Source organism: Staphylococcus auricularis (assembly GCF_051172115.1).
Taxonomy (GTDB): Bacteria; Bacillota; Bacilli; order Staphylococcales; family Staphylococcaceae; genus Staphylococcus; species Staphylococcus auricularis_A.
Map to the genome: position 1 here is coordinate 1 of NZ_JBPIZN010000009.1, position 26,243 is coordinate 26,243.

The window sequence follows — 26,243 nt, forward strand, 5'->3', positions numbered from 1 at the left end:
ATTTTGATGTACGTCTCATCAATACGCCATTTGTAATAAGCTTTTTTATGCTTTTTCTTCCAAATTTGATATAAAATCGGGGCATATTCTTGAACCCAACGGTAGACCGTTGAATGATGAACGTTGACACCACGTTCTCTTAGTATTTCAGATATATCACGATAACTAAGCGCATATCTTAGATAGTAGCCAACGGCTACAGTGATGACGTCCTTGTTAAATTGTTTATATCTGAAATAGTTCATATAGCATACTCCTTTTTGTTAAAATTATACTACAAAATCAACGTTGCAACAGAACCGCTATATTGGCCATCAGATACGCCCGTACCTTTTTTATTCAGCTCTTTTTCAACTTTCTTGCCTACATCTTTCTTATTTTTACCATTGTTAACAGTTACTAATAGTTGTGGCGTCCCTTGAGATAAGTTGATCATGTAGTGATTCGCTGTTTTAGTTGGCATTTGAACGACCGATTCAAGTGGTATACCATTCGTATCTTGTCCACTTGCATCGCCAACACCAACCACTTTAAATCCTTCACCATTAATATAAATGGATTTGCCAACAGCTGCTTTCGCATTGTTAAATACCTTTTTCGCCACTTTACTATCAATCACGACGACTTTCTCCTGTGTATCGTTATCATCTTTCGTAAAACCATGGCCTTCATCGACCCCTGACACATGAGAAGCCTTTTTTAAACTGATTTCACCACTGCCATGTGTATTCGTTACTTTGGCAGAGTATGTACTATCTTCGCTTTTTTTAATTTTTGCACTTTTGACACCCTTAACTTGTTCTACAATACTAATATCTTCTTGTTTAAATGGATTGTCTTTCGGTGCGCTCATGTCTTGTGTCATATATGATATCGATGCCTGATTTTTACCTGCACCGGCCTCGTCAAACTGTTCTGTTGTTGTTTTTTTAAAACCATTACCTAAGGCCATAATCGTGATCACGGCCGCTATACCGATAATAATACCAATCATCGTAAAAATATTACGACGCTTATTTTTCAAAATAGAGCGAAAGGCGACGGATAAAATATTAGAAAAGTTATTCATGCGTCAGCACCTCTTCCTCTTTCACACGACCATCTAAAATATGAATAATACGATCAGCTTTATTCGCTATCTCACGATTGTGCGTTACCATAATCATGGTTGTTCCTTTTTCTTTGTTTAAAGAGACAAATAAATCCATAATATCTTTTGATGGGTTCTGTTGCAAAGTTAAAAATTACATCCTATATATACAAAAAAATGAAACATTAATCAAATTAAATGGAACAACTTCTTATTAAAACAACATTAAAGATTCTGACTTTGTATAGAACTGTACACTATTTTAACTTTGCAACAGAACCCTTAATTTCATAGAACGGCTAAATTAATACATGTTAGTCAGCTAATTGAATACTTACATTATAAGAGAGTAGTTAACTTTATTTTTAATTTGCACCAGAACTTTTTAATGTATTATTTCATCCTTGAATAAATCACCCCATTCGCATATTGCATAAACCACCTTATCTAGCTTGTAGCCTATAGATGTCAGCTTATACTCCACTTTTGGGGGAACTACAGAATAAATATGTCTTTCAATAATTTGGTCCTCTTCTAATTCTCTAAGTTGTCTTATTAGCATCCTTTGATTGACATGCGGCAACTTTTTTTGTAGCTCACTTAATCTCAATACTTTGTCTTGAAGTAAATGAAAAATTATAGGGATCTTCCACTTTCCTCCGATAACACATAAAGCTAAATCTTTAGAAGTGAAAAATTCTTTTCCTTTATAATACAATTTTCATCCTTCTTTCTTCTATATATTAGAATTTACATTGTTAATGCGGAAGATTATATAATCTTCCGCATTAACTGCTTATTTATATCTATTCTAAATTGGCATGATTATTTTGCATAGTTGTTTCATGAACATCTAATTGTGTCATTAGTCCAATGACTACACTATCTAAAAAGATTTGTGATGATTGTTCAAACAAACTACCTAACGGTTGATCAGACCCAGTAGCATCGTGTTTTGTACCTGCTGGTAATTCAACTACTGTGTCTGCAATTTCACCAATTGCAGAATCTAGTTTAGTTGTTAGTAATACCACTTTTGCATCAACTGATTTCGCTTTTTCTGCTAATAAGCGAAGATGTTCTGTTGAGCCTGAACCAGAAATCACAATAAATAAATCATCTTTTTGAATTGATGGTGTTGTTGATTCGCCAATGACAAATGCTTGCTTTCCTAATTGATTGAGTCTCATTGCAAAACTATTTGCAACGAATCCAGAACGACCCTTACCTACAACAAATATGCGTGATGCTTCAGTTACTTCTGATGCAAATCCATCAAATTCTTCATCTTTAACATGAGATAAAGTGCCCTTTAACTCATCTAAAATTAATTGATAATGATTAAAAGTTGCCATCATTATTTACCTTCAATAGCGTCACGACATTGTTTAGCTGCTTCTACAGGATCATCAGCATTTGCGATACCGCCACCAACAATTACTAAGTCAGGTTCTTCTGCAACAATTTCTTTAATTGTATCTGGTTTAATACCACCAGCAACTGCGACTTTAGAATTTTTAATTACTGATTTAACTTTACGTAAGCTATCTAATGGAGATTGTCCTTCAGCTTGTAAATCATAACCAGTGTGCACTGCAATATAGTCAGCACCCATTTCATCTAATTCTTTCGCACGTTTTTCTAAATCTTGAACAGCAATCATATCTACTAATAATTGTTTGTCATTTTTATGTGCTTCTTCAACTGCTGCTTTAATTGATGCATCTTCAGCTACACCTAAAATTGTTACAACATCAGCGCCGAATTTAACAGCTTGGCTTACTTCATAGTCCGCTGCATCCATGATTTTTAAGTCTGCTAATACTTTAGCATTGCTTATATTTTCATTTAAATGTTGAACGGCAGGTAAACCTTCGTTAATCACAATTGGTGTACCAATTTCTACAATATCAACATATTCTTCTACTTTTTTCGCAAGTTCTGCTGCTTCTTCTTTATTTAATAAATCAATAGCTAATTGTAATTCCACTATAATTCATCCTTTCATTAATTTATACCTTTATTTTGACATAATTATCAATAAATCAATACTGACAAAATTGGCATATAGGGAATGTCAGCTTATCTAAAGGGGGTGACTATTTTTTCAGTATGAACAATATTACATTGTAGTGTACAGTTGGAATTGTAAATATAAGACTAATAATTGCAAATTTGGAGGCTTTTTAGATGACTCATATTCAATTAGATTATGGTAAGACTTTAGAATTTTTTGGAGAACATGAATTAGAACAACAAAAAGATATCGTGAAGATATTACACAAAACGATACATGAAGGAACTGGTGCAGGAAATAATTTCTTGGGTTGGGTAGACCTTCCAGTTGATTATGATAAAGAAGAGTTTTCAAGAATTGTAGAAGCTTCTAAACGTATTAAAGCAAATTCTGACGTGTTAGTTGTTATTGGTATTGGTGGCTCATACCTTGGTGCACGTGCTGCTATTGAAATGCTAACATCTTCATTTAGAACAAATAATGACTATCCTGAAATTGTTTTTGTAGGTAATCATTTATCATCAAGTTATACAAAAGAATTAGTAGATTATTTAGCTGACAAAGATTTCTCAGTAAACGTCATTTCTAAATCTGGTACAACTACAGAACCAGCAGTTGCATTCCGTTTGTTCAAACAATTAGTTGAGAATAAATATGGCAAAGAAGAAGCTAAAAAACGTATATTTGCTACAACAGATAAACAAAAAGGTGCATTAAAACAATTAGCTACAAATGAAGGTTATGAAACATTTGTAGTCCCTGATGATGTAGGTGGCCGTTATTCAGTGTTAACTGCTGTAGGTTTATTACCAATCGCAGCTGCAGGAATTAATATTGAAGCGATGATGATTGGTGCAGCAAAAGCACGTAAAGAATTATCTTCTGACAAATTAGAAGAAAATATTGCTTATCAATATGCAACAATCCGTAACCTTCTATATAGCAAAGGTTATACAACTGAAATGCTTATCAACTATGAACCGTCAATGCAATATTTCAATGAATGGTGGAAACAATTATTTGGTGAATCAGAAGGTAAAGACTTTAAAGGTATTTATCCTTCAAGTGCTAACTACACTACTGATTTACATTCATTAGGACAATACGTTCAAGAAGGTCGTCGTTTCTTATTTGAAACAGTTGTTAAAGTGAATCATCCAAAATATGATCTTACTATTGAAGAAGATAGTGACGATTTAGATGGATTAAATTATCTTGCTGGTAAAACAATTGATGAAGTTAATACAAAAGCGTTTGAAGGTACATTATTAGCACATACTGATGGTGGCGTTCCAAATATCGTTGTTAACATTCCACAATTAGATGAAGAAACATTTGGCTATGTCGTGTACTTCTTCGAACTTGCATGTGCTATGAGTGGTTATCAATTAGGCGTCAATCCATTCAATCAACCTGGTGTAGAAGCGTATAAACAAAATATGTTTGCTTTACTTGGTAAACCAGGATTTGAAGATATGAAAAAAGATCTTGAAGCAAGATTGTAGGTTATAAACTATAAAGAAATGAGAGGATACAATGTCTAGTAATATTGGAATTTTAGGTTTAGGTGTTATGGGGAAAAATCTTGCGTGGAACATCGAGGATAAGAAATATTCTGTGAGTATTCATAGTAGAGATAATAATGAAATTAATGATACTATTCAAAAGTCTCATTATCAAAAGATATATCCTGCGTATAACTTGAAAGAATTTGTAGATTCATTAGAAAAACCCCGTAAAATTTTGTTGATGATTAAGGCCGGGAGTCCTACGGATAATATGATAAATACACTACTTCCGCTGTTAGATGATGATGATATTTTAATTGATGGTGGTAATACAAACTATCAAGATACAATTCGTCGAAATAAAGCATTAGCTGAAAGTGGCGTTAATTTCATCGGTATGGGCGTTTCAGGTGGTGAAGTAGGCGCTTTAACTGGTCCTTCATTAATGCCTGGCGGTCAAGAAGCCGCTTATAATAAAGTCAGTGATATCTTAGATGCCATTTCAGCTAAAGCGCAAGATGGCGCATCTTGCGTAACATACATTGGCCCAAATGGTGCAGGTCATTATGTGAAAATGGTCCATAACGGTATTGAATATGCAGATATGCAATTAATCGCTGAAAGTTATGCAATGATGAAAGACTTATTAGGTATGAGTCATACTGAAATTTCTCAAACATTCAAAGATTGGAATGCTGGAGAACTCGAAAGTTACTTAATAGAAATTACTGGTGATATTTTCACTGAATTAGATGAAAATAATGAACCTTTAGTAGAAAAAATATTAGATACTGCTGGTCAAAAAGGTACAGGTAAGTGGACTTCTATTAATGCATTAGAATTAGGAATTCCATTAACAATTATCACTGAATCAGTATTTGCTCGTTTCATTTCATCCATTAAAGAAGAACGTGTTAATGCGTCTAAATCATTAAATGGACCACAAGCTTCATTTGATGGTAATAAAGAAGAATTCTTAGAAAAAATCAGAAAAGCATTATATATGAGTAAGATTTGTTCTTACGCTCAAGGCTTTGCGCAAATGAGAAAAGCAAGCGAAGACCACGAATGGAACTTAAAATTAGGTGAACTGGCAATGATTTGGCGTGAAGGTTGTATCATTCGTGCACAATTCTTACAAAAAATTAAAGATGCTTACGATAATAATCCAGAACTTGAAAACTTATTATTAGATCCATACTTCAAAAATATTGTTACAGATTACCAAGAGGCATTAAGAGACGTCGTAGCAACAGGCGTTAAAAACGGTGTACCGACACCAGGATTCTCTGCAAGTGTGAACTACTATGATAGTTATCGTTCTGAAGATTTGCCAGCTAATCTTATCCAAGCACAACGTGACTATTTTGGTGCACATACTTATGAACGTAAAGACCGTGAAGGTGTGTTCCACACACAATGGGATGAAGAGTAATATAATTACTGTTACGGAATGAAAACCAGAAACTAGCTAATCAAGTAAAAGGGGGGAACTGCTTTGGATAAAAATTTATCATCATTAATAACAATATTTGGCGGAACAGGAGATTTAAGTTACAGGAAATTGCTACCTTCTATTTTTAATCTTTATAAAAAGGGTCACTTTAAGAAATTAGTTATCATTTCTACGGGTTTAGAGGATATAAGTGATGAAGAATATAGAAGTAAAGTAAAACAAATTTTATTAAGCCAAGAAAATTTTGAAATGGTGAACTTATTTTTAGATAACATATTTTACTTTCAACAAAATGTTGAAGATAAAACAAGTTGGAATAAATTAAAGGAACTTTCCAATGATATTGATAAAAAATATTGTTTGGATGGCAATAGATTATTTTACTTAGCAATGAATCCTCAATTTTTTAAAATTATAACTCAAAGCATAAGCCAATCAGGTCTTTCTGATACAAATGGATTTTCAAGATTAATAATCGAAAAACCATTTGGAAAAGATTTGAAATCTGCTGAAGACTTAAATAAACACATAAGACAGTATTTTAAAGAAGAAGAAATATTTAGAATAGATCATTATCTAGGTAAAGAGATGGTGCAAAATATTGAATCTTTACGTTTTGGTAATACAATATTTGAACCATTGTGGAACAACAAGTATATATCAAATGTTCAAATAACTCTATCGGAAACTTTAGGCATTGAAGATAGAGGCCAATACTATGATTCTACAGGAGCGCTTAAAGATATGGTGCAAAATCATGCACTACAAATACTTACTCTTATTGCTATGGAGAAACCCGAAAGCAGAAATAGTAAAGATATTAGACTAAAAAAAATCGAACTTTTAAACAATATAAAATTTTTGAAAGGGGCTGATGTACACAAATATTTTGTTAGAGGACAATATAGTAATGGTATTATTAATGAAACTCCGATAATGTCATATCATGAAGAAAAAGGTGTTGATAGTGATTCAACAACAGAAACATTTGTAGCAGGGAAATTACTCATTAATAATGATAGATGGAAAGGGACACCGTTTTATATTCGTACAGGAAAGCGTTTAAATAAAAAAGCAATAGAAGTTGTTATAGAATTTAAAAAATTAAATAGTAAATTAATCTATGAAAATGATAATGAAGATGTTGGTTGTAATTTACTGGTAATAAATATAGAACCTAATGCCCAAATATCACTATATATTTATGAAAATAAATCAAATATAAATAATAGAAGTCATAATATGAAAATTTATAACTCAATAGATAAAAACCAAGTAGTGGATGCTTATGAATCACTTATATGTGATGCTTTAATAGGAAATCAAACTAATTTTGTACATTGGGAAGAACTTAAACATTCATGGGAATTTATAGATTATATAAGTACTGAATGGAAAAAATCTAACGTAACAATACCACAGTATAAACCAGGAAGTTTTGGACCTAAAGAAAGCGATCAATTACTTAAACAAGATAACTTTGAATGGTGGAATAATCTATAAAACGTAAATATTGCAAAACACTATATAGGAGAAGTTAAATGAATATTCTAATAGTATATGCGCACCCTGAACCTCAATCTTTTAATGGTAAACTTAAAGATATTGCACAAACAGTATTGAAGGAGAATGGTAATAATGTCGTTGTATCTGATTTGTATAAAATGAATTTTAACCCTGTTGCTCAAAAATCTGATTTTAAATATTTAAAAAATAATAACTTTTTTAAATATCCTATAGAACAAGAACATGCTTACAAAAATAACATATTAAGTAAGGAAATTAAATATGAATTAAGCAAACTATTGTGGGCGGATATTATTATTTTTCAATTCCCTTTATGGTGGTCGAGTGTTCCTGCAATATTAAAAGGATGGTTTGATAAAGTTTTAATATATGGAGGGATTTATGGAGGGGCATATGGGAAGTTTAAGAACGCCAGATTATCTAATAAAAAAGCTATTATAAGTACAACAACTGGTTCATCAGAAGATAGTTTTAAAATACATGGTTCATCAGGAGATATACACAGACAAGTACTATTTCACATTAGTCATGGAATAGTTGAATATACTGGAATGCAATGTTTAGATACATTAATCGCATATGAAATTGATAAAGATCAAAATAGTAGGGATGAGTATATAGAATTTTTTAAAAATAAAATAAAGTATATTTAACCAAATTGAAATACGGAGTAGAGAAATAAAAAAGCTAAGTCATTGATTTATTAAAGCATAAAACACTTGTATGGGCTATTATAGGGAAGTATTCTCAGAATGTGTTAAAAATATTATTAAACCAGAAGACACAGTAATTAATTTAAAATGTGTTTTTTCAAAATAATTTGGAAAGGAGTTTTTGTTTGTGATAATAGAGCAATTAAAACAAGAATTAGAATTAAATACAGTAAATAGTATAGAAGTTTATTTTCATTCTGGAGATTCAGTAATTGCAAGAAAAATAGACTATTCACAAAGTTCTGAAAAAATTATTAAAGTACTTAATCCAGTGCCTATGTATATTAATTTAGAAAATGTAACATACATTCAATTAAGAGAAATGTAATAATGTAGAAAGCATGGTTCTGTTGCAAAGTTAAAATAGTATACAGTTCTATACAAAGTCAGAGGCTTTAACGTTGTTTTAATAAGAAGTTATTCCACTTAATTTAATTAAAGTTTCATTTTTTGTATTTTTTGAAACGAGTTTCTTCTTGTCTTGATATGTTTTTAATTTTTCATAAGCGAACGAATTTATTTCCTTAGTGTTAATAATAGTAAAAATGAGTATATAAAAAGAACATAGGTCTTTTAAAATCTATGGATTTTCGCCGTGCCACGAAATTAATCACATGTTGGCTAGTTAAGAGAAAATAAATATATTCAAAGATAATTAGCTATTCTTTCTGGACTTTGCAACAGAACCATATTGTTTATATTATTGTTTTCCTAATTCTCGTAGTATTTGTCTTTAAAAAGAAAAATTTCTAATCTAAATCCTCACACTCTATAGTTTTGCATTTCTACACTGACCAATGTTATAATTTAGTTAACAAGAGCTTCGTGCATTATATGCACCAATCCCCTCACTACTCGCAATAGTGAGGGGATTTTTAGGCGTTGGCTAATATCGCCTATTTTTTCTTATTGTTACGTGTACGTAGCCAATGCGTAAATAACGCAACAATACAACCACTGATGACTGTGGTCGTGATGTGAACAAGAGCTTCGACCATTTGATATGCACCTCCTCTCTGCGTCTGAATTGACGCCTGAGAGATAGGCGACCTATATATTATATCATCTCCGAATATACGATGATAGGTAGCTTCCGATAAGTAGACTTATGTAATATATTCTTTAATATTATTTTTTTCAATATTATAAAATGATTTGTAGTTATCACTAACACTTACTAATTTTATTGATAAGATTAATGGTTCTGTTGCAAAGTTAAAATAGTATACAGTTCTATACAAAGTCAGAATCTTTAACGTTGTTTTAATAAGAAGTTGTTCCATTTAATTTAATTAATTTTTCATTTTTTGTATATATATGATGTAATTTTTAACTTTGCAACAGAACCATTTTTTCTTCCTTAATTAATTCCGTGGTACTTGGACTAGCAATATTTTGTTTTAAGTGTTTTCTTATCTAACTATGAGCGTGCTGTATGTCTTTTATATCTATGGAGTAATCAGCTATTTCTGGACATATAGCATTACAAAGAAATCTATCTCTATAAAACACACGTATTTCATCCATATCATTGGGTTATAACGAATCAGTACATATTCACCTACATAAGCTGCTAGATTAGTATTACTGTATCGAAAACCTTGAAAATGAATGCCATCTGAATGAACTTTTCTAGATTTAGGTATTTCCAACAATAATAAATCAAGTTGTTCTAAGCTACTTGGCATATTAGGGAAAAAGTGATTAGATTACTAGGAGTATCATTATTGTTTATATATCCAGGCAGTTGTTCTAGGAAAGTTTGGTTAACTGTCTGAAAAAAGCGTTCTATTTTTCCGCGACCATGAGGGACACCAACTTTTGAAAACATCAAATTTATTTTCAAGTCAATAGCGACTTGTTCCATGTGATTTGAGGTAAAGTCACTTCCGTGATCTGTATAGAATTTTTCGGGTATACCACACACTGGCCAGTTGGTATCATTCTTATTCCATATTGCTTGGTGTAGTGTTAATGTGTATTTTGAGCATTAGGAGCATCAAAACCTATAAAGTAGCCTGCAATAGCACGACTATAGTCATCCATAATAATGGTTAGCCATGGTCTATTGATATTACCTTTTTGATCTAATATATAAATATCTAGTAAAGTATGGTCGGCTTGCCATATTTCATTGGGTCTTGAGGATTCTCTTATTTGTATTAAATCATACTTATTTTGATAGTATTTTTCACCTTTGTGAGAGAAATCAATAACAGACTTAGGCATTGCTTTAATAACACTATAAACTTGTTTATAGCTGGGTTTATCAAAATTATTCTCCATACAATAATTAGCGATTTTTCTATGAACTGTAGCAATACTATTTCTTTTATTCTTGAGTGCAAGGCGTTTAATCTTGTCAATTATGTTTTGTTCTAATTTATGCTCACCTTTATCAATTCTTGCATTATGAATTAGACCAGTAAGACCTTCTTCCTTATATAATTTATTCCACCTATAAAGTGTACTTAACGCAATACCTTTACTTTTAGAAATACTTGATAAAGATTATTCGCCTAGAATAAAAGGTTTTATAATATTGTACTTTTGAGTATCTTCTTTACGTTTGACTTCAGAAAAATTAGTTAGATACTTCTCCTTGTTTTTCATTTTCCTCGTCCTCCAATTTATTAAGGTAACGATAAATTGTTGTACGTGAAACCTGCCACTGCTCTGCAATTGTTTTAATTGGCGTGCCATTATCATAAAGAGTCTTAAGTAAGTTTAAATCTCTTTGATTTAATTTTTCTGGTCTGCCTCCATATCTACCTCTGGCACGAGCTGCAATTCGGCCAGCTGAAGAACGTTCTAAAATTAAATTACGTTCAAATTCTGCAAATGCTGCGAATAGATGAAATAATAATTGTCCTGTAGAACTTGATTTATCCATCGTTATATTTTCTTCTAAACTATGGAAACTCACCCCTCGTTCGTTAAGTTCATTAACTAATGTGATTAAATCCTCCATATTACGTCCTAGTCTATCTAGTCTCCAAACAACAATCGTATCTCCTGACCTCGCAAATTCTATAACATTATCTAAACCAGGTCGCTTACTTTTTGATCCACTTATGTTATCAGTGAAAATTTTCTCACAACCGTATTCCTTTAGTCTGTCTTTTTGTAAATCCAAATTTTGTAATCCAGTTGATACTCTTGCATAACCAATTTTCAAAGTAACACCTCCTAATCTTAATATTATTGTATCACAACTTATGAAAAGGGGTAGTTTCTGAGCATTGATTTTCTTATGGGTTTCTGAACATGATTTTCGTTAAATTTCTTAATTAATTAGTTTTCATCTTGAGTGTTCACTAAATGGTTATTTTCTGTACACTCTTGTATACAAATTTTGGTTCTGTTGCAAAGTTAAAAATTACATCATATATATACAAAAAATGAAACATTAATCAAATTAAATGGAACAACTTCTTATTAAAACAACGTTAAAGATTCTGACTTTGTATAGAACTGTATACTATTTTAACTTTGCAACAGAACCTCATTACTTTTATTTTTTACATAATCCGTTGTGACATTTCGCTTTTTGCTATCTTTCTCATAAATTAAAAAATAGTTTCCATTAATAATATACGCAGCTTCTTCCAGAGAATACCATCTTCCCTCTTTACCATCTATCTCCAAGAATTTTTTATAATTATCTTTAAAAATTTCTTGTTCCATACTTAAATCAGAACACTCTAAAATTTCATCGATATTGTCATCAGTTAATTTATTATTCAACCAATAATTAAAATCTAAGTCATTGATTCCTTTGCTATTAATGATGATCACAGTATTACCTCCAAAAACTGAATAAATTTTTTCACCTATTATTTTATCATTTCATTTGGGAAAATTTAATCAATCACAGATATATTTGATTAATTCTATTTACATTTCCTAAACGATGCGCATCAAATAGAATCGAAAGAATGTTTCACATGAAAATAAAAACAAATTTAAAAAAAGGTGGCTATTCCACTGAAATAGCTTCCAATTATATTGATAATAAAAAACCCATTTATAGCTTAAGTACGGAACTTTATCCGCAACAGCGTTTTGAGAATAATCAACCTACCGGAGAAATTATTGCGTATAAAGCTTGGTTTGTTCAAGAAGGTTTGCCACCCTTTACAGTTAAATTCGAAAATGAAGTGACACTACCCAATTATATGAGTGTCATTACTTTTGATCATTTAGAAGCTTGTGAAGTCCGTTATGATGTTTACTTCAAAGCTTCAGATCTTAAGGAGGTTAAATAATGACAACCAAAGAGCTCGAACAATACCTTCTACAAAGTTTAAATATGGCACTGGGATCCATGATGCAAGGCGAAACCAGTTATACCAATAGTTTTACCTGCAAAGTTACGGAAAAAGGTTTTTACTTTCTTCCTCACCTGCCTGCAGGCTACATTATTGATGATGACTTATATCAAAAAATATTTCTCATCGCAAGTGCAGCTTTATATCCAAAATTTACACTGTTAAAACAAAACTCCGCGTATTTCGTTCCTATGGACACAGATGATATTCACACGCAACGTGCATTGTTTTTTCCATGGCAACAAGGGATTTCTGAACGCTTAGTGATTACAGATTTAGATCAATTCACTTCTAAACTAACACATCAACAAATTCCGATCATGAAACAATTAACTTTAAACTATCAAAACATTACATCCATAGCGATCGCTGGTAATTCAGGCAGTGGTAAGTCATATATGCTGACGTACTTATTAAGTGTATTAAAACCTATATCTGAACTCATTATTGTAGATCCTAAATTTGATACACCGAGCCGATGGGCACGTATCCATGATATGCTGTGATTCATCCACATCAAAATCGATCTAAGTCTGATTTTTTATCTGAGATTAATGAAAACTTAAGTCACTGTCTTCAGGTTATTCAACAGCGTCAAACTATTCTTTATAACGATCCAGATTATCAATTTGAGCATCTAACCATTGTGATTGATGAAGTGCTCGCTTTAGCTGAAGGTGTCAATAAGGCCATTAAGGACGCATTCTTTTCATTACTATCTCAAATTGCCTTATTGGGGCGTGCAACCAAAGTTCATTTATTACTAGTGTCTCAACGGTTTGATCATCAAACAATTCCTGTTCCCGTTAGAGAACAACTCAATGTGCTGATTCAAATTGGAAATATTAATAAAAAAACAACACAATTTTTATTCCCAGATTTAGACCCTGAAGGTATTGTGATACCTATTGGTAAAGGGACGGGGTTGATTCAAGTGATTGATAGCGAGTCTCCCTATCAGGTCTTACCTCTGTTATGTCCGACTTACTATACAAAGGCAGGTGTATTGTGATGAGGAAAACCTACTTCATGCATGTGTATGATATTATCATTTACTTGTTCCTATTTGCTATTTTGACAGTTATGATTAGTAAACTCTTTGTTCTATTAAACATCACTGTATCTCAAATTGATATCATCAATACGCGAAACGTCTCACACTATATCACTGTCGTTTCAAATGGTTTATATCAACTTACATTTTACTTATTAGGATTAGCGTTAATATTAATTATTATCGATTTAATGATTCGTTTATTGAAAGACCAACTCACGAATCATATTAAATCTATTTATCATACGATGGTTTTACGGTATTATCTTAAACAAGATATCGTCACAACATCCTCAAAAGATTGGCAACAAACCGGCGAAACTAAAACCAACTCTGTCGAACGCTATTTTAATAAAGTCGTTGGGAAGTCACTTGTTGATGTTCGTCAAAATGAAGTCCGTGTAGCGATTAAAATTCCTCGCAAGCAGCAGGCACATGAAATATTAAAAACGATTGAACCTCAGATTTATGAAGAAATCACCCATTTACACCCCAGTTATTACTTCTCAACAACTCAACGTCATCATCGTTATCAATGGTTGATCGGTCATAAACGTTGAGTTAACAACGCGCTTGTGTTTATCACTACGTGAACCACAGCGCGTTGTTAACTCCATGCCATGGGGTTACTACGACCCCCACGGCATCATTAATCAATAATCACAGAAAGGAGGTCCATGATGACGAAAGATAAACGTTCGAATAAGTGGGCTTTCTTAATATATGAAGATAGCACATCATCTAATTATCAAGATATTTTGGAACAGATGCATATTCCTTATATTTTAAGTTCGTGGCATAATCAAGATATTGATCGATCGACAGGAGAAATTAAGAAGTCACATAAACACGGTGCTTTATTCTTTGATTCTTTAAAAAGTTATTCTCAAATTTCTGAATTACTTCAGCAACACTTAAATACACCGAGCCATATTGAAATTATTATGTCACCCAAGGACATGTTTGATTATTTTATTCATGCCTCTAATCCAGATAAAACGCCTTATGATGTCAATGATATTGAAAGTGGTTGTGGGTTTGACTTAAATAAATTTTTATTAGATCAAGGTCAGTATGAAGTGTTTAGTAACATTATTGATATGATTGAAGACCAAGATTTTATAGAATTTCAAGATTTAGTAATGTATGCGCGACAACATCATCTATCTTATTTAGATTTGATTATCCAACGGACTTATTTTTTTGCGAAATATTTAGATTCAAGACGACATACGTCCAATCACAAATAGTGTGATGTGTCGAATATATGGTTTTGTGGTGCGTTTTGACGGCGCATATTTAAAGAGTGCATTTCTTCGAGTTCTGTTTTAACTGAACGCATTAAATAACCTTGCATCATTTCGACACTTTCCCTTTTTTGAATTAAAGTTGCTTTAAAACGTTTGAGCACATTAATCATTTCAAATTCAATGTCTTCTAACATGTATATTGTATTCTTCTCATTATTAAATGATGTTTTAGCTTTAAGTATGACACTTTTAATAATTCGTATTTCATTAACTTCAAAGTTACTTAAATATGTTTGAAGTTGAGTTGGAATTTCTTGAAGTAATTGATATTTCAAAGCATTATTATTAAATTCACTATATTGATGATTAGCATGATTTGAATGATAAATATTGTGATTAGTTATATGTTCATTATCATTCATATCATACGTATCATTATTCTCAGTTTCTTTGTAGTCAGTATCATTATTCTTAGTATCATTAGACTTACAAATCGTTAGTTCTTGAACTATATTTTCGTTTGTTCTTGAACTTACGATTTGTTAGTTCCTTGTCATAATTAGGTTCTAAAAGGTATATTTTGTTAGGTCTATTTAATCCTTGTCTTTCATTTATAATTAAATTGAATTTTTCTAGCTCTTTTTTCAATTTGATAATTTTAGGTTCTCCGTATTGTAAAATGGAACATAATTGCTTATTTGTATATAGTAGATATATATTATTTTCTTCATCAATCCAGTTATTGATTTTGGATAATTCAAAACGATCTTTTAATAGAGCATACATAACCTTTGCGTCAGTTGTCATTTTAGAAAAATAATCATCTTCAAATAAAAACTTTGGGAGTTGGTAAAAACGAGATGTTTCAAATTCACTAGCAGAAATTTTTTTGAATTTTGACATAATATAAACCTCTTCTTTTTCATATTTAGATAGAGGTAATAAGACGCGTTTTTATATTTAATAATATCTCATTCTTGAAGTCATATTGTTTATACTATATAATTATATGTACTTATTATATAAACAACGTATCATTTAGAGTATATGTTAGCGTTTATTACCTAAAGCGTTTAGTCGTTGGCCCGACTAAACGCTTTTTACTTTATTAAAATCTAAGTTAATAGTAACAAAGTAAAAAAGAAAAAACAATAAATTATGTAACTTCTTATAAGTAACATGTTACATGTAACAAAAAAAACAATTAGGATAGCGAACTAATGTAAAGAACAAAGACATAGTAAGTAAGGATTGAAAAAAAATAATTTTAATAGTAACATGTTACATGTAACAAAAACAATTAGGATAGTGAACTAATGTAAAGAACAAAGACATAGTAAATGGGAGGTATTATTTTGAACATAATAACAGTTGGAAATTTTAAAGGTGGTGTAGGTAAAACAACAGTAGCCACGTTACTTTCTTATATTGCATCTGAAAATTATGATAAAAAAGTACTTTTAATAGATTTTGATCCTCAGGGAAATGCAACTCAAATTATGAAAAGAACTTATCCAGAATTTGAGGAAGAAAAGATTTCATTTATAAACATGTTAAAAAATGGAAATATAGATCAAAGTATTGTGAAATTAACTTCCAAATTATCACTATTACCAGCTGATTCATCTTTGGCTAACTTATCCGATATCGTTTCAAAGACAGATATTCTAAAGAAAAGATATATTTTAAAAAATGTGGTTGAAAAAATTAAAGAAATTCACGATTTTGACTATATATTTATTGATGTACCACCTACTATTAACTCTGATTTCACTAATAATGCTGTTTACGCAAGTGACTACATTTTAATGGTATTTCAAACACAACAATCTGCTTATGAAAGTAGTCTTTCATTTGTTAATTTTTTAAGGGATCGAAAAAAAGAATCAGATTTATCATTTGAATTGGTTGGCGCTGTTCCAGTATTAATTAAAAAAAGTGGACGTGTAGATAAACAGATATTAGATATGTCTAAATCAGCATTTTCTGAAGCACTCTTTGAGAACCAGATATATCAAAGAGAAAGAATAAAAAAATTTGCCGCTGATGGAATAAAAGATAAAGATATGCATGACAAAAAAGTTATATATATGTTTAACAAAGTCTACGAAGAATTAGTTAATAGAATTAGATTAATTGAAGGTGAGTGATATTTATGGCAGGATTTTTAGATAAAATAGATACATCTGAGGTAAAATATACGGAAAATTATAAACCGGTATCTAAAAGTACGACTATGAGAGTGGGCACTGATATAAAAAAAAGACTAAATCAAATGGCATTAGATAAAGATACATCTATAAAAGCTATAGTTGATGAAGTGTTAGGAGAATTTTTGGAAAAAAATAAGTATTAGTATTTTATATATTGAAAGAGTGTGTCATTACTTTAGACTGTAATGACACACTCTTATCTTAAACAACTTCTGATAATCGATGATTATCAGAAGTTCGATACACATAAAAAGACACAACGAATTTAAACTTGTTGTGTCTTTTTAATAGAATTAGTTACCAAACAAGCGACTCCAAAACCTTTTTTTAGTGGGCTGTTCTCCCTTATTATCATCCTCTATTTCTTCAGATGTTTTATCATCTTTTGGAAATTCATCTTCGTTTATACTATTGTTTTTTTCTTTTTCACCTATATCTTTAAGTTTTACTTCTATTGATTGCTCATCTTCTTGTTGTTGATTAGTATCTTTAGATTCTTCGGTAAATGTTGCTTCTTGTACATTAAAGTTTTGCCTATCATTAGCAGATGTATCAAAGGAATAATTAAGCTGTCTTTCTTCCTCTAATTGATTCTCTAGTTTTTGAATCTTTTTATTACTTTCTAAAGCTAAGACTTGTTGGTTTTCTAAAAGTCTATTCAGTGTGTTTATCTGTTCTTTATCTCTATTTGACTGTTCTTTGTATATATCTAATTTATTATATAAATGTTTAATCGTCTCATCTTTTACAAGATTATCATTATTAGGTTCAGTTTCTTCTTTTTTCACATTATCAAAATAATTATTTTTGCTTTGGTTCTTTTTAATTCTATTTACTACTATAGCTTCATCTTCACCTGATAAATAATTTACATTATCAACCTTCTGAAAGTTCACATTCGCTTTTTTCGCATTATTGTAAACAGTCATTTTTGTTACGTTTAATTCATCAGCGATTTGCTTCATACTCTTCATATAATGCCTCCATGTATTTATATATAACATTTACCCCATTATATACCTATTATACTTGTAAATACAGCTTTTCATAAAAACCTATAACACTTATGTGCATAGGTTTACGTATAAGTATATAACGATCATTTTATGAAATTATATACCTGTTATACTCTATATCAAAGGGATTATATAACATTATATGATATACCTTTTTATAAATCAGTTCTACATGTATACGCTATTTTGAAAATGAATACAATCAAATGCGTATAAACAATTTAACAAAACTTTGAAAAGTGTTAATATAAATATATATAAAGAGACCCGACTACGGGAATAGTCAGGTCTCTTCGGTAATAAAACAAGTGCTTTGTTTGTTTATATAATTGCTATATTCTTATTATATATACTAAGAATTATTAGTGCAAGTCGAATACATATAAACATACTTACAACTTTTTATTACCTCTTTTTAAAACTTAAATATGAAAGAGGTTTTTCTATGTCAAACTTTAACATTAAAGAAATCCAAAAAGAGAAATTCTATCAATTACCTAAAGTCTTTTTTACTAACCCTAAATACACTAATTTGTCTAATGATGCCAAAATAACTTGGTCGATACTAAGAGATCGCTTAGACTTATCTATAAGAAATAATTGGATAGACGAAAATGGGGATATATTTTTTATTTATACCAATGAAAAACTTAAATCTATCCTAAATATCAGTAGTCCCAATAAATTATCTAAAATAAAAAAGGAATTAACTCAAGCTGATTTATTTAATCAAATAAGAGTAGGTTTGAATAAACCAAACAAGTTATATATTAAAAAGCCTGAAGTAACAGAAACCGATATATATTACATATCACAACAAGAAAACGATGTAGAATCCCTTAATGACACGGACGTATCAAAATCATACGTCCAGAATTATGATAATAATACATCAGGAAATATCAATTTAATACATCAAGATGTATCAAAATCATACGCAAATGATACTGAACTTAATGATACTGATTATATAAAGACTGAGCATAATGATACGAATGATTTGAATGATACATACAACAATTTTTCGATAAACAATGCACATTCAAATCATCCAAATCAATTTTCAAATAACTTTAGTAATCAAGATAATAAAGAAATACTGCTACAGGAGTTCCCAGAACAACTTACGCATTATCTATTAAACTATAATTATACAGATTTAGAAATTATAAAAAGTGTTATTCTTAAAGCTAAAAAATCATTTAATTCAAGCCATGATGATACTCACTACATGTTAGAAAACATTGAAAATGAAATATTAATTTCTTTAAAAAGAGTTAAAAAAGCAATACATGATAGAGGTGTTAAAGGCCAAAAGGAAACGATTCATTCGATGCAAGGGTATTTAATGAGAACGATTTTAAATGAACTCGAAGAACTACATTCAGCCGATATGAGAAGAAAAAATATGGTTGAATATAATATTTTTAATCAGTAAATCAAATAAGCTTGTAGCAATCAAAGAAACTTCTAAATATTCGGTTAAGTCATCTGATTTTTTAACTGATGATGAAAGAAATCGTGAATGATTTGGAAAAAGGTTTATACCGAAAACGTATGTTGAGTTATGGTGGATTGCTTAAACAAAAACATAAACTTTTAAATTTAGACGATGCCGAAGATGGTAATTTGATTAATACAAGTGACGAAGATAAAACAACAGACGAAGAAGAAAAAGCACATTCAATTACGGCAATTTGGAATTTTGAAAAACAAAATTATTACTTAAAAGATTTGAAACGTTAGCTTAAAAGCTAGCGTTTTTTTATGTCTTTTTGCCCCTGCGGGAACTATAGCGTTCAACCGGCATGGTTGCCCAATTTTCATGTTAATTTTTAAATTTGCATGTAACTGGGCAGTGTCTTAAAAAATCGACATTGGATTTGCTCAAATTTTTGTTTTTGAAAATAGCATGTATTTATTTGGCTCATATTTGCGTTTTAAGAGATTATATACGTTTTTAGGTATAAAACTATATGATTTACCCCTAAATCTTTAAAATGCCCCCTTAAAATTCAAAATAAAGGTATTTAAAATTTGGTATCTTTGAAAATTTAAAAATAAAAAATGCTATTACAAATTAGTGCTGGTGGCACTGAATATTGTAATAGCAATTATGCAAATAGTTGATAAGCTATTTAATCTATTTTTCTAAGATTTATTATAACAAGAACACGCATTTATGCCGAGAAAATTTATTGATGTTGAGAAGAACCCTTAACTAAACTTGGAGACGAATGTCGGCATAGCGTGAGCTATTAAGCCGACCATTCGACAAGTTTTGGGATTGTTAAGGGTTCCGAGGCTCAACGTCAATAAAGCAATTGGAATAAAGCAATTTATTTTTTAATCTTGTATAACTTCTAAGCAATGATTTTTTTCATTGCAATATGGGCATTTTAGTTTTCTGGTTTTTGATGTATGTGCTGCGAAAATTATTTGTGAAAGTTTTGGCTTAAATTGGTTATGACAATTAGGACACATGTATGCGACTGAACGGAAATATTTTTTGGTTATTAATATAGCGCATAATACTGCTATTATTAATGCAATTAAAAATGGTAAATAACTTTTAATTGCAAAACTTACGGAAATACCTAATATTTGGAAAAATGTTCCTATACCACCGATTAAAAATAAGTTTTTGTATAATTTTTTGCGTTCTGTGTTTTTTGTCATAGCATTTTCTATGTCTATTAATTTTTGTATTTGAGAATTAGATTCTTCTGAAATCATATTTTTTATATTTTGCATATGGTCTAACTTTTTCTCGTTTTCTTGAATGACTTTTTCTGTTTCTTTAATTTTTTCGCTTATTATCAAGTTTATTGATTTCATATCTTTATCGCTTTTTAGTAATTCTTTGATGTCTTTTAGAGATATATCCATATTTTTTAGAATTAAAATGATTTTAAGCTTTTCAACTTCTTTCTCAGTGTAAATTCTATAATTATTATCTTTGATATATGCAGGTTTTAATAAATCCTTTTTGTCGTAAAATTGAATGGATCTGTTAGAAATATTAAATAATTTACCTAATTCTCCTGTTGAATATTCAGACATAGTTTCACCTCCACTTTTATTTGTATTCTATTACCTAACGTAAAGGTCAATACAATAGGGTGAATATTTTGGTTTTTTTGGTTTTTGAAACGAGTGAAACGAGTTTCTTCTTGTCTTGATAATAAGGGTAACTATTACAAGCTGTGGTGGTTACCCTTATTCCATTGATATGTCTGGCTTCAAGCATAAAAAAGTTGCTTTTCCTAGCATACTATTGTATCGTTTTAGGTGTCTAAGCTAAACGAGAAATAGAAAGGAGAAAAAGCAACTTTTTTTATATACATTGTTTGTGAAAAACAAAGTTGTTTTGTTGTTTTATAACATGGAAAAGTATACTGAGAAAAAACAAAGAAATCAAGTATTTCAAAACTTTATTAAACGGCATATTGGGGAAAATCAAATGGATTTAGTAGAAAATTGTAATACGTTTTTGTCTTTTGTGACGAATAGAAAAATGGACAAAAAGAAATTATATAAATCTAATCCTTGTAAAAATCGCTTTTGTCCTATGTGCGCGTAGAGAAAAGCGAGAAAAGATGCATTAGGTCTGTCATTGATGATGCAGTATATGGTTCTGTTGCAAAGTGAAAAATACTGTAATATAAATACAAAGAAATGCAAAAAAGTAAAAGGAGGAATTATGGAGAATATAAGTGGAAATAGATATATTTACCATTACCATATTTTCGAAAGTTCAACAAATACGTTTGATTCAAAAAGTTTAAATTTAATTCCTGAAGTGTTACCTATTATTGCTATAAGTGATTTTAATAGCCAACGAAAAAATAATTATGGATTTATAACTAAAAATCATGATTATTTGGAAAAAGAAGGATTTTATCAAGAAATTATAAAATATGTTGGAAGAGGATACTTGGAATCTGAAAGAAATTATTATAATTATGTAGCAATGGATTCATATTCAGATTACAAATCATATTTTTTAGCACCAATAGTTTTTGAAAAGAATAATGAAACAATTTATATATATTTAACTTTAAAAATATTTTCACAAGGAATATTTTATATCGAAGTTACTGATGAATTAGATAAGTTAAACTTTACATATGATAGCTTTAATATAATAGAAAATGGAGAAAATTGTAGAATTCTTTTTCCAATTATGGAAAATAAAAATATTAAATATATAGAAAGAGATATTGAAGAAGGTATTATTAACACATTTGTTGATGATTATCATAAATTTATATTTAAAGCAATGGAAAACATATATCAAAAAAAGACTGTCCACACATATTTCACGTTATTTATATTAGATGATGGGATATTAAATGGAAAAAATAATATAGATAAGTCGAAAGAGATTGCAGCTGCTCCATATTTTAAAAACTTAGGAACACACTTTTCGAATAGCGTAAAAAGTTTTGATTTTAATCATTTTAAATTTCTTGGAAAAAAATATTATACAAGGATACTCTTTAAAATATGTTCCTTCACATGACTTAAGAAAAATGATAGATGAGCAATTCATAGATAGTAAAGAATTTGAAACTATACAAAGGTTACACTATGATAATGCCAATATACAATTGAGTAAAAAACAAGAAGTAGTTGAAACAAAAATTAATCTTTTGAATTTAATAGTATTCATCTTTACTATTCTATCTATAGCACAAATAGTTGAAATATTTACTGATAATAAAAAGATTATAGCAATTATAACAAGTGCAATTTTTATAATTACTATTGCTATAATATTTTTTGTGAATTACATTTATACTAAGAAAAAGCGAAATAATATTGATCATTAAGAGTACACACCAATCATACAATCAAAGTTATAAATATTAAATAAACTGAAAGCGTAAAAATGATATAATAAAATCATAATTCTTGAGGAAGCGAAGTGACTTATGAATCTAGCAATTTGCAACTAAATAGTAAATGGATTTTGGTTTATTATCGGAGTTTTTTATCATCGATTATACTAATTCCATTTGAAGACACTTTACTACAATTTTTACGTAACTATTGGTTACTTCTCCAAAAGAGGGTAGTAAAAGGAACTGCTATAAAATGCAACGTCTATCCTCATATGGACAGTATTGAAAATGCATATTTAATTTCACAAATCACTTTTAAAGTCAATTCACCTTATAAAAATATGTCTGAAGATTATATGGATATTAAAGAATCAGATCGAATTATCATGAAAGCTATACTTAATAAGTGTGGTATAGATTTACAAAAAAGTAACCATAAGTTAAACAATGTTATGCCAAGTTACAATGTTTTTATCCGTAAAGACGAGTTAGATTATAGATAGAAATAATATTCAAAAGAGAAATGAATGAGGACTTTGCATTTCTCCACTCACCGATGTTATAATTTAGTTAACAAGGAAACTAGCATAGATACACCAATCCCCTCACTACGGCAATAGTGAGGGGATTTTTTAGGTGTGGCTATGGTCGCCTATTTATTATTGCGATTACGTAGCCAATGCGTAAATAACGCAATAATACAACCACTGATGACTGTGGTCGTGATGTGAACAAGGATTTCTAGCATAGATTAGCACCTCCTCTCTGCGTCGGAATTGACGCCTGAGAGATAGGCGACTTGTATATTATATCATCTACGAATATACGATGATAGGTATCTTCTGATAAGTTGAATTATGTTATCATTATCCACCTCTATTTTTTAGAATTAATATACTTTATACGTTTGACCTGTCTGTGAACCTTCTACACTCTTCACAAATGCATTTGCTACTATATCAACTGGGACTGCAGTAAAACCTTTGAAAAATTCTCCATATTTCCCTAATGCTTCCTCCACTACATTAGGACTGACATTATTGATACGTAGACCATTTTGAAGTTCAATCGCCGCAGAAGTGACGAATCCTACAATACCGCCATTTGCCATTGCCGCTGAACTTCCCATTTTAATTGGAACATCCATCATAATTCCTGATGTCAATGTAAAACTACCATTTTTATTCAAGTAATGTTGTCCTATGAGAACTAGGTTAATTTGTCCTAATAATTTACTTTGTACCGCAGTTTGATTTTCATCTATACTCATTTCATTTAACTCTTTAAATGAAGCTTCTCCTGTTGCACTTACAACCGCATCAATATTTGGAATGTTTTTGTACATTTCTTCAATCTCTTTAGGAGAAGTAATATCTAATTGATAGTCCCCTGTCTTACTGCCAACTTTAATAATTTCATGACCTTTATTTTCCAATTTTTCCGAAACCTTACTACCTATTGTACCGGTTGCACCTATTATTATGATCTTCATAGTCTTCCTCCTCTATTACTTAAATGTTTTATTACCATAACGATATATTCATCTAATGCCATATTTTTATAAAGATTCTGTTGCAAAGTTGAAAAATAAATGTCTGAGCTCAATTTTTAGGGGGTGATGTATACATGTCCGATAATCTTTGTTGATTATATTATAACATCATAGCAATCAGGAACGTAAAAAATCTTAATTAAATTCTTAAATATCCTAGCAGAATCCCTTGATTTACAGTTAGTTAAATTTTATTTTTCAATTATACTTCGATAAACTAATCTTAAAGCGAATATTTGAGCAATAGTCAGAAGTATTATAGTTAATTCGCCTTATTCATAATGAGACCACGCAGAAAAAATATATACTTCTTTTCTTTCTTCATCAACTGTATAAACTACTCTATGCTGATGATTGATACGCCTTGAATAGCGTCCTAAATGTTTTGGTTGTAACTTTTCAAATGATTGGTTTGGATAATATGGGTCTATCTTTAATATTTCTACAATTTTTAAAAATTGACTTTTAAGTTGTGACTGCTGTATTTTTTTCAAATCACTTTTCGCCGAATTTTTAATTGAAATACTGTAGTTACTCATTACAAGTTATCCCAATCTAAATCATCAATATTTGTATAACCACTATCATCTTTTTCACGTTCTCTTACTTTATCCATAATACCAGTTGATTCAAGAAACAACGTTTCTTGAATACTATTCCAATCTTTTTGGCTTACAATAACTGCGTTATTTTCACTTTTGGAACCACTTATAATTACAGGCTCATGATTATCATTAACTTGTTTTAACAGCTCGTAAAACTCTTTTCTCGCATTTGTAGGAGTTTTAATATTCATCAAAATCACTTCCTTTATTAATATACCTCTATTGTAACGTACGTTATTACGTACGTCGAAATTTTAGAATTCCTTTTTAAGGTTCTGTTGCAAAGTTGAATTTATAGTGTGATTTTAACAAAAAGGAGTCTTCTGTATGAATTATTTCAGATATAAACAATTTAACATGGACGTCATCACTGTAGCCGTTGGCTACTATCTAAGATACGCGCTGAGTTATCGTGATATATCTGAAATACTAAGAGAACGTGGTGTCAACGTTCACCATTCAACAGTCTATCGTTGGGTTCAAGAATATGCTCCGATTTTGTATCAAATTTGGAAGAAAAAACATAAAAAAGCCTATTACAAATGGCGTATTGATGAGACGTACATCAAAATAAAAGGGAAATGGAGCTATTTATATCGTGCTATTGATGCAGAGGGGCATACATTAGATATTTGGTTGCGTAAGCAACGCGATAATCATTCAGCATATGCGTTTATCAAACGTCTCATTAAACAATTTGGTAAACCTCAAAAAGTGATTACAGATCAGGCACCTTCAACGAAGGTAGCCATGGCTAAAGTTATTAAAACGTTTAAACTGAATCCCGACTGTCACTGTACATCGAAATATCTGAATAACCTCATTGAGCAAGATCACCGTCATATTAAAATAAGAAGGACAAGATATCAAAGTATCAATACAGCCAAAAATACTTTAAAAAAGGTATTGAGTGTATTTACGGTCTATATAAAAAGAACCGCAGGTCTCTTCAGATCTACGGATTTTCGCCATGCCATGAAATCAGCATCATGCTAACAAGTTAACACAAAGTATTATTTTAAAATTGAGCTCAGACATTTATTTTTCAACTTTGCAACAGAACC

At 30.2% G+C, this 26,243-nt stretch carries 28 protein-coding genes and 7 pseudogenes; 18 read left to right on the forward strand and 17 right to left on the reverse strand.

Going from position 1 to position 26,243, the window contains the following annotated elements:
* The 6 genes and pseudogenes from ACSBRB_RS10280 to hxlA all read right to left on the reverse strand — a co-directional run.
* Positions 1-245, reverse strand: a 245-nt coding sequence (locus ACSBRB_RS10280; RefSeq protein WP_142917667.1) for an IS6 family transposase, incomplete at its 3' end; no start/stop codon positions are given.
* A 56-nt stretch (positions 246-301) separates the two neighbouring features.
* A pseudogene (locus ACSBRB_RS10285) lies at positions 302-1,069 on the reverse strand (ABC transporter permease); the annotation flags it as partial.
* A pseudogene (locus ACSBRB_RS10290) lies at positions 1,062-1,220 on the reverse strand (ABC transporter ATP-binding protein); the annotation flags it as partial. The pseudogenes ACSBRB_RS10285 and ACSBRB_RS10290, both read right to left, overlap by 8 nt.
* A 255-nt stretch (positions 1,221-1,475) precedes the next feature.
* Positions 1,476-1,808 (reverse strand): winged helix-turn-helix transcriptional regulator, encoded by a 333-nt coding sequence (locus ACSBRB_RS10295; RefSeq protein WP_002505086.1) that lies wholly within the window; start codon positions 1,806-1,808, stop codon positions 1,476-1,478.
* Between the two features lie 88 nt (positions 1,809-1,896).
* The gene (hxlB, locus tag ACSBRB_RS10300; protein WP_435032696.1) at positions 1,897-2,445 is read right to left on the reverse strand and encodes a 6-phospho-3-hexuloisomerase; all 549 of its coding nucleotides are present in this window, start codon (positions 2,443-2,445) and stop codon (positions 1,897-1,899) included.
* 2 nt (positions 2,446-2,447) lie between these two features.
* On the reverse strand, positions 2,448-3,080 hold the full coding sequence (gene hxlA / locus ACSBRB_RS10305) for a 3-hexulose-6-phosphate synthase (protein ID WP_002449613.1): 633 nt from the start codon (positions 3,078-3,080) through the stop codon (positions 2,448-2,450).
* Between the two features lie 200 nt (positions 3,081-3,280).
* Here hxlA and ACSBRB_RS10310 point away from each other — a divergent pair, with 200 nt between their 5' ends.
* The 5 genes from ACSBRB_RS10310 to ACSBRB_RS10330 all read left to right on the forward strand — a co-directional run bounded on the left by ACSBRB_RS10310 (position 3,281) and on the right by ACSBRB_RS10330 (position 8,639).
* Entirely contained in the window at positions 3,281-4,612 is a 1,332-nt protein-coding gene (locus ACSBRB_RS10310; RefSeq protein ID WP_435032697.1) for a glucose-6-phosphate isomerase, read from the forward strand.
* A 31-nt stretch (positions 4,613-4,643) separates the two neighbouring features.
* Entirely contained in the window at positions 4,644-6,050 is a 1,407-nt protein-coding gene (gndA, locus tag ACSBRB_RS10315) for an NADP-dependent phosphogluconate dehydrogenase (RefSeq protein ID WP_435032698.1), read from the forward strand.
* A gap of 63 nt (positions 6,051-6,113) precedes the next feature.
* A complete protein-coding gene (zwf, locus tag ACSBRB_RS10320) occupies positions 6,114-7,574 on the forward strand; it encodes a glucose-6-phosphate dehydrogenase (RefSeq protein WP_435032699.1) in 1,461 nt (486 codons plus the stop codon).
* Positions 7,575-7,612: 38 nt separating this feature from the next.
* The gene (locus tag ACSBRB_RS10325) at positions 7,613-8,251 is read left to right on the forward strand and encodes an NAD(P)H-dependent oxidoreductase (protein ID WP_435032700.1); all 639 of its coding nucleotides are present in this window, start codon (positions 7,613-7,615) and stop codon (positions 8,249-8,251) included.
* 187 nt (positions 8,252-8,438) lie between these two features.
* Entirely contained in the window at positions 8,439-8,639 is a 201-nt protein-coding gene (locus ACSBRB_RS10330; protein ID WP_015387322.1) for a hypothetical protein, read from the forward strand.
* 568 nt (positions 8,640-9,207) lie between these two features.
* Here the strand turns inward: ACSBRB_RS10330 and ACSBRB_RS10335 are convergent.
* The 4 genes and pseudogenes from ACSBRB_RS10335 to ACSBRB_RS10350 form a co-directional block, all read right to left on the reverse strand.
* Positions 9,208-9,309, reverse strand: a complete 102-nt coding sequence (locus ACSBRB_RS10335; protein ID WP_000228874.1) for a type I toxin-antitoxin system Fst family toxin — start codon at positions 9,307-9,309, stop codon at positions 9,208-9,210.
* A gap of 352 nt (positions 9,310-9,661) precedes the next feature.
* Positions 9,662-10,924 (reverse strand): annotated as a pseudogene (locus ACSBRB_RS10340) (transposase); the annotation flags it as partial.
* On the reverse strand, positions 10,896-11,489 hold the full coding sequence (locus ACSBRB_RS10345; protein WP_435032701.1) for a recombinase family protein: 594 nt from the start codon (positions 11,487-11,489) through the stop codon (positions 10,896-10,898). The gene ACSBRB_RS10345 and the pseudogene ACSBRB_RS10340, both read right to left, overlap by 29 nt.
* Positions 11,490-11,797: 308 nt before the next feature.
* Complete coding sequence (locus ACSBRB_RS10350; protein ID WP_435032702.1) at positions 11,798-12,109, reverse strand: hypothetical protein; 312 nt, start codon at positions 12,107-12,109, stop codon at positions 11,798-11,800.
* A gap of 149 nt (positions 12,110-12,258) precedes the next feature.
* On the opposite strand from ACSBRB_RS10350, the gene ACSBRB_RS10355 reads away from it, so the two are divergent.
* The 4 genes and pseudogenes from ACSBRB_RS10355 (at position 12,259) to ACSBRB_RS10370 (ending at position 14,946) form a co-directional block, all read left to right on the forward strand.
* Positions 12,259-12,579 carry a hypothetical protein gene (locus tag ACSBRB_RS10355; RefSeq protein ID WP_435032703.1) on the forward strand — a complete coding sequence of 107 codons (321 nt, stop codon included), beginning with the start codon at positions 12,259-12,261 and terminating at the stop codon, positions 12,577-12,579.
* A pseudogene (locus tag ACSBRB_RS10360) lies at positions 12,579-13,654 on the forward strand (ATP-binding cassette domain-containing protein). The gene ACSBRB_RS10355 and the pseudogene ACSBRB_RS10360 overlap by 1 nt, the downstream one beginning before the upstream one ends.
* Before the next feature lie 17 nt (positions 13,655-13,671).
* Complete coding sequence (locus ACSBRB_RS10365) at positions 13,672-14,256, forward strand: hypothetical protein (protein ID WP_435032704.1); 585 nt, start codon at positions 13,672-13,674, stop codon at positions 14,254-14,256.
* Positions 14,257-14,376: 120 nt separating this feature from the next.
* A complete protein-coding gene (locus ACSBRB_RS10370) occupies positions 14,377-14,946 on the forward strand; it encodes a replication protein (RefSeq protein ID WP_435032705.1) in 570 nt (189 codons plus the stop codon).
* On the opposite strand, the pseudogene ACSBRB_RS10375 reads toward ACSBRB_RS10370, so the two are convergent.
* A pseudogene (locus ACSBRB_RS10375) lies at positions 14,937-15,849 on the reverse strand (replication initiator protein A). The gene ACSBRB_RS10370 and the pseudogene ACSBRB_RS10375 overlap by 10 nt on opposite strands.
* Positions 15,850-16,301: 452 nt before the next feature.
* On the opposite strand from ACSBRB_RS10375, the gene ACSBRB_RS10380 reads away from it, so the two are divergent.
* Positions 16,302-17,096: a ParA family protein gene (locus ACSBRB_RS10380; RefSeq protein WP_435032706.1), complete on the forward strand. Its 795-nt coding sequence runs from the start codon at positions 16,302-16,304 to the stop codon at positions 17,094-17,096.
* A gap of 5 nt (positions 17,097-17,101) precedes the next feature.
* Positions 17,102-17,302: a plasmid replication-associated protein gene (locus ACSBRB_RS10385; RefSeq protein WP_435032707.1), complete on the forward strand. Its 201-nt coding sequence runs from the start codon at positions 17,102-17,104 to the stop codon at positions 17,300-17,302.
* 150 nt (positions 17,303-17,452) lie between these two features.
* Here ACSBRB_RS10385 and ACSBRB_RS10390 read toward each other — a convergent pair whose 3' ends face one another.
* On the reverse strand, positions 17,453-18,133 hold the full coding sequence (locus ACSBRB_RS10390) for a DUF536 domain-containing protein (protein WP_435032709.1): 681 nt from the start codon (positions 18,131-18,133) through the stop codon (positions 17,453-17,455).
* Between the two features lie 487 nt (positions 18,134-18,620).
* Between ACSBRB_RS10390 and ACSBRB_RS10395 the strand changes: the two genes are divergently transcribed.
* Both ACSBRB_RS10395 and ACSBRB_RS10400 read left to right on the forward strand, forming a co-directional pair.
* Positions 18,621-19,613 carry a replication initiator protein A gene (locus ACSBRB_RS10395; RefSeq protein WP_435032710.1) on the forward strand — a complete coding sequence of 331 codons (993 nt, stop codon included), beginning with the start codon at positions 18,621-18,623 and terminating at the stop codon, positions 19,611-19,613.
* A gap of 16 nt (positions 19,614-19,629) precedes the next feature.
* Positions 19,630-19,921 (forward strand): annotated as a pseudogene (locus tag ACSBRB_RS10400) (protein rep); the annotation flags it as partial.
* A 600-nt stretch (positions 19,922-20,521) separates the two neighbouring features.
* On the opposite strand, the gene ACSBRB_RS10405 reads toward ACSBRB_RS10400, so the two are convergent.
* A complete protein-coding gene (locus ACSBRB_RS10405; protein ID WP_435032711.1) occupies positions 20,522-21,238 on the reverse strand; it encodes a MerR family transcriptional regulator in 717 nt (238 codons plus the stop codon).
* A 322-nt stretch (positions 21,239-21,560) separates the two neighbouring features.
* On the opposite strand from ACSBRB_RS10405, the pseudogene ACSBRB_RS10410 reads away from it, so the two are divergent.
* The 4 genes and pseudogenes from ACSBRB_RS10410 to ACSBRB_RS10425 all read left to right on the forward strand — a co-directional run.
* A pseudogene (locus tag ACSBRB_RS10410) lies at positions 21,561-21,755 on the forward strand (protein rep); the annotation flags it as partial.
* A gap of 123 nt (positions 21,756-21,878) precedes the next feature.
* The gene (locus ACSBRB_RS10415) at positions 21,879-22,700 is read left to right on the forward strand and encodes a hypothetical protein (protein WP_435032718.1); all 822 of its coding nucleotides are present in this window, start codon (positions 21,879-21,881) and stop codon (positions 22,698-22,700) included.
* A 10-nt stretch (positions 22,701-22,710) separates the two neighbouring features.
* Positions 22,711-23,010 carry a hypothetical protein gene (locus tag ACSBRB_RS10420; RefSeq protein WP_435032712.1) on the forward strand — a complete coding sequence of 100 codons (300 nt, stop codon included), beginning with the start codon at positions 22,711-22,713 and terminating at the stop codon, positions 23,008-23,010.
* 95 nt (positions 23,011-23,105) lie between these two features.
* On the forward strand, positions 23,106-23,525 hold the full coding sequence (locus tag ACSBRB_RS10425; protein ID WP_435032713.1) for a hypothetical protein: 420 nt from the start codon (positions 23,106-23,108) through the stop codon (positions 23,523-23,525).
* Between the two features lie 149 nt (positions 23,526-23,674).
* On the opposite strand, the gene ACSBRB_RS10430 is transcribed toward ACSBRB_RS10425, so the two are convergent.
* The 4 genes from ACSBRB_RS10430 to ACSBRB_RS10445 form a co-directional block, all read right to left on the reverse strand.
* On the reverse strand, positions 23,675-23,770 hold the full coding sequence (locus ACSBRB_RS10430; protein ID WP_000889978.1) for a type I toxin-antitoxin system Fst family toxin: 96 nt from the start codon (positions 23,768-23,770) through the stop codon (positions 23,675-23,677).
* A gap of 141 nt (positions 23,771-23,911) precedes the next feature.
* Positions 23,912-24,514 carry a short chain dehydrogenase gene (locus ACSBRB_RS10435; protein WP_435032714.1) on the reverse strand — a complete coding sequence of 201 codons (603 nt, stop codon included), beginning with the start codon at positions 24,512-24,514 and terminating at the stop codon, positions 23,912-23,914.
* 332 nt (positions 24,515-24,846) lie between these two features.
* Positions 24,847-25,113 (reverse strand): Txe/YoeB family addiction module toxin, encoded by a 267-nt coding sequence (locus ACSBRB_RS10440; RefSeq protein WP_435032715.1) that lies wholly within the window; start codon positions 25,111-25,113, stop codon positions 24,847-24,849.
* Entirely contained in the window at positions 25,113-25,370 is a 258-nt protein-coding gene (locus ACSBRB_RS10445; RefSeq protein ID WP_435032716.1) for a type II toxin-antitoxin system Phd/YefM family antitoxin, read from the reverse strand. Before ACSBRB_RS10445 ends, ACSBRB_RS10440 begins: the two co-directional genes overlap by 1 nt.
* Before the next feature lie 136 nt (positions 25,371-25,506).
* Between ACSBRB_RS10445 and ACSBRB_RS10450 the strand changes: the two genes are divergently transcribed.
* A protein-coding gene (locus tag ACSBRB_RS10450; protein WP_435032717.1) for an IS6 family transposase occupies positions 25,507-26,183 on the forward strand; the annotation gives its coding sequence in 2 pieces (ribosomal slippage) (positions 25,507-26,076 and positions 26,079-26,183; 675 coding nt in all).
* The last annotated feature ends 60 nt before the right edge of the window (positions 26,184-26,243 follow it).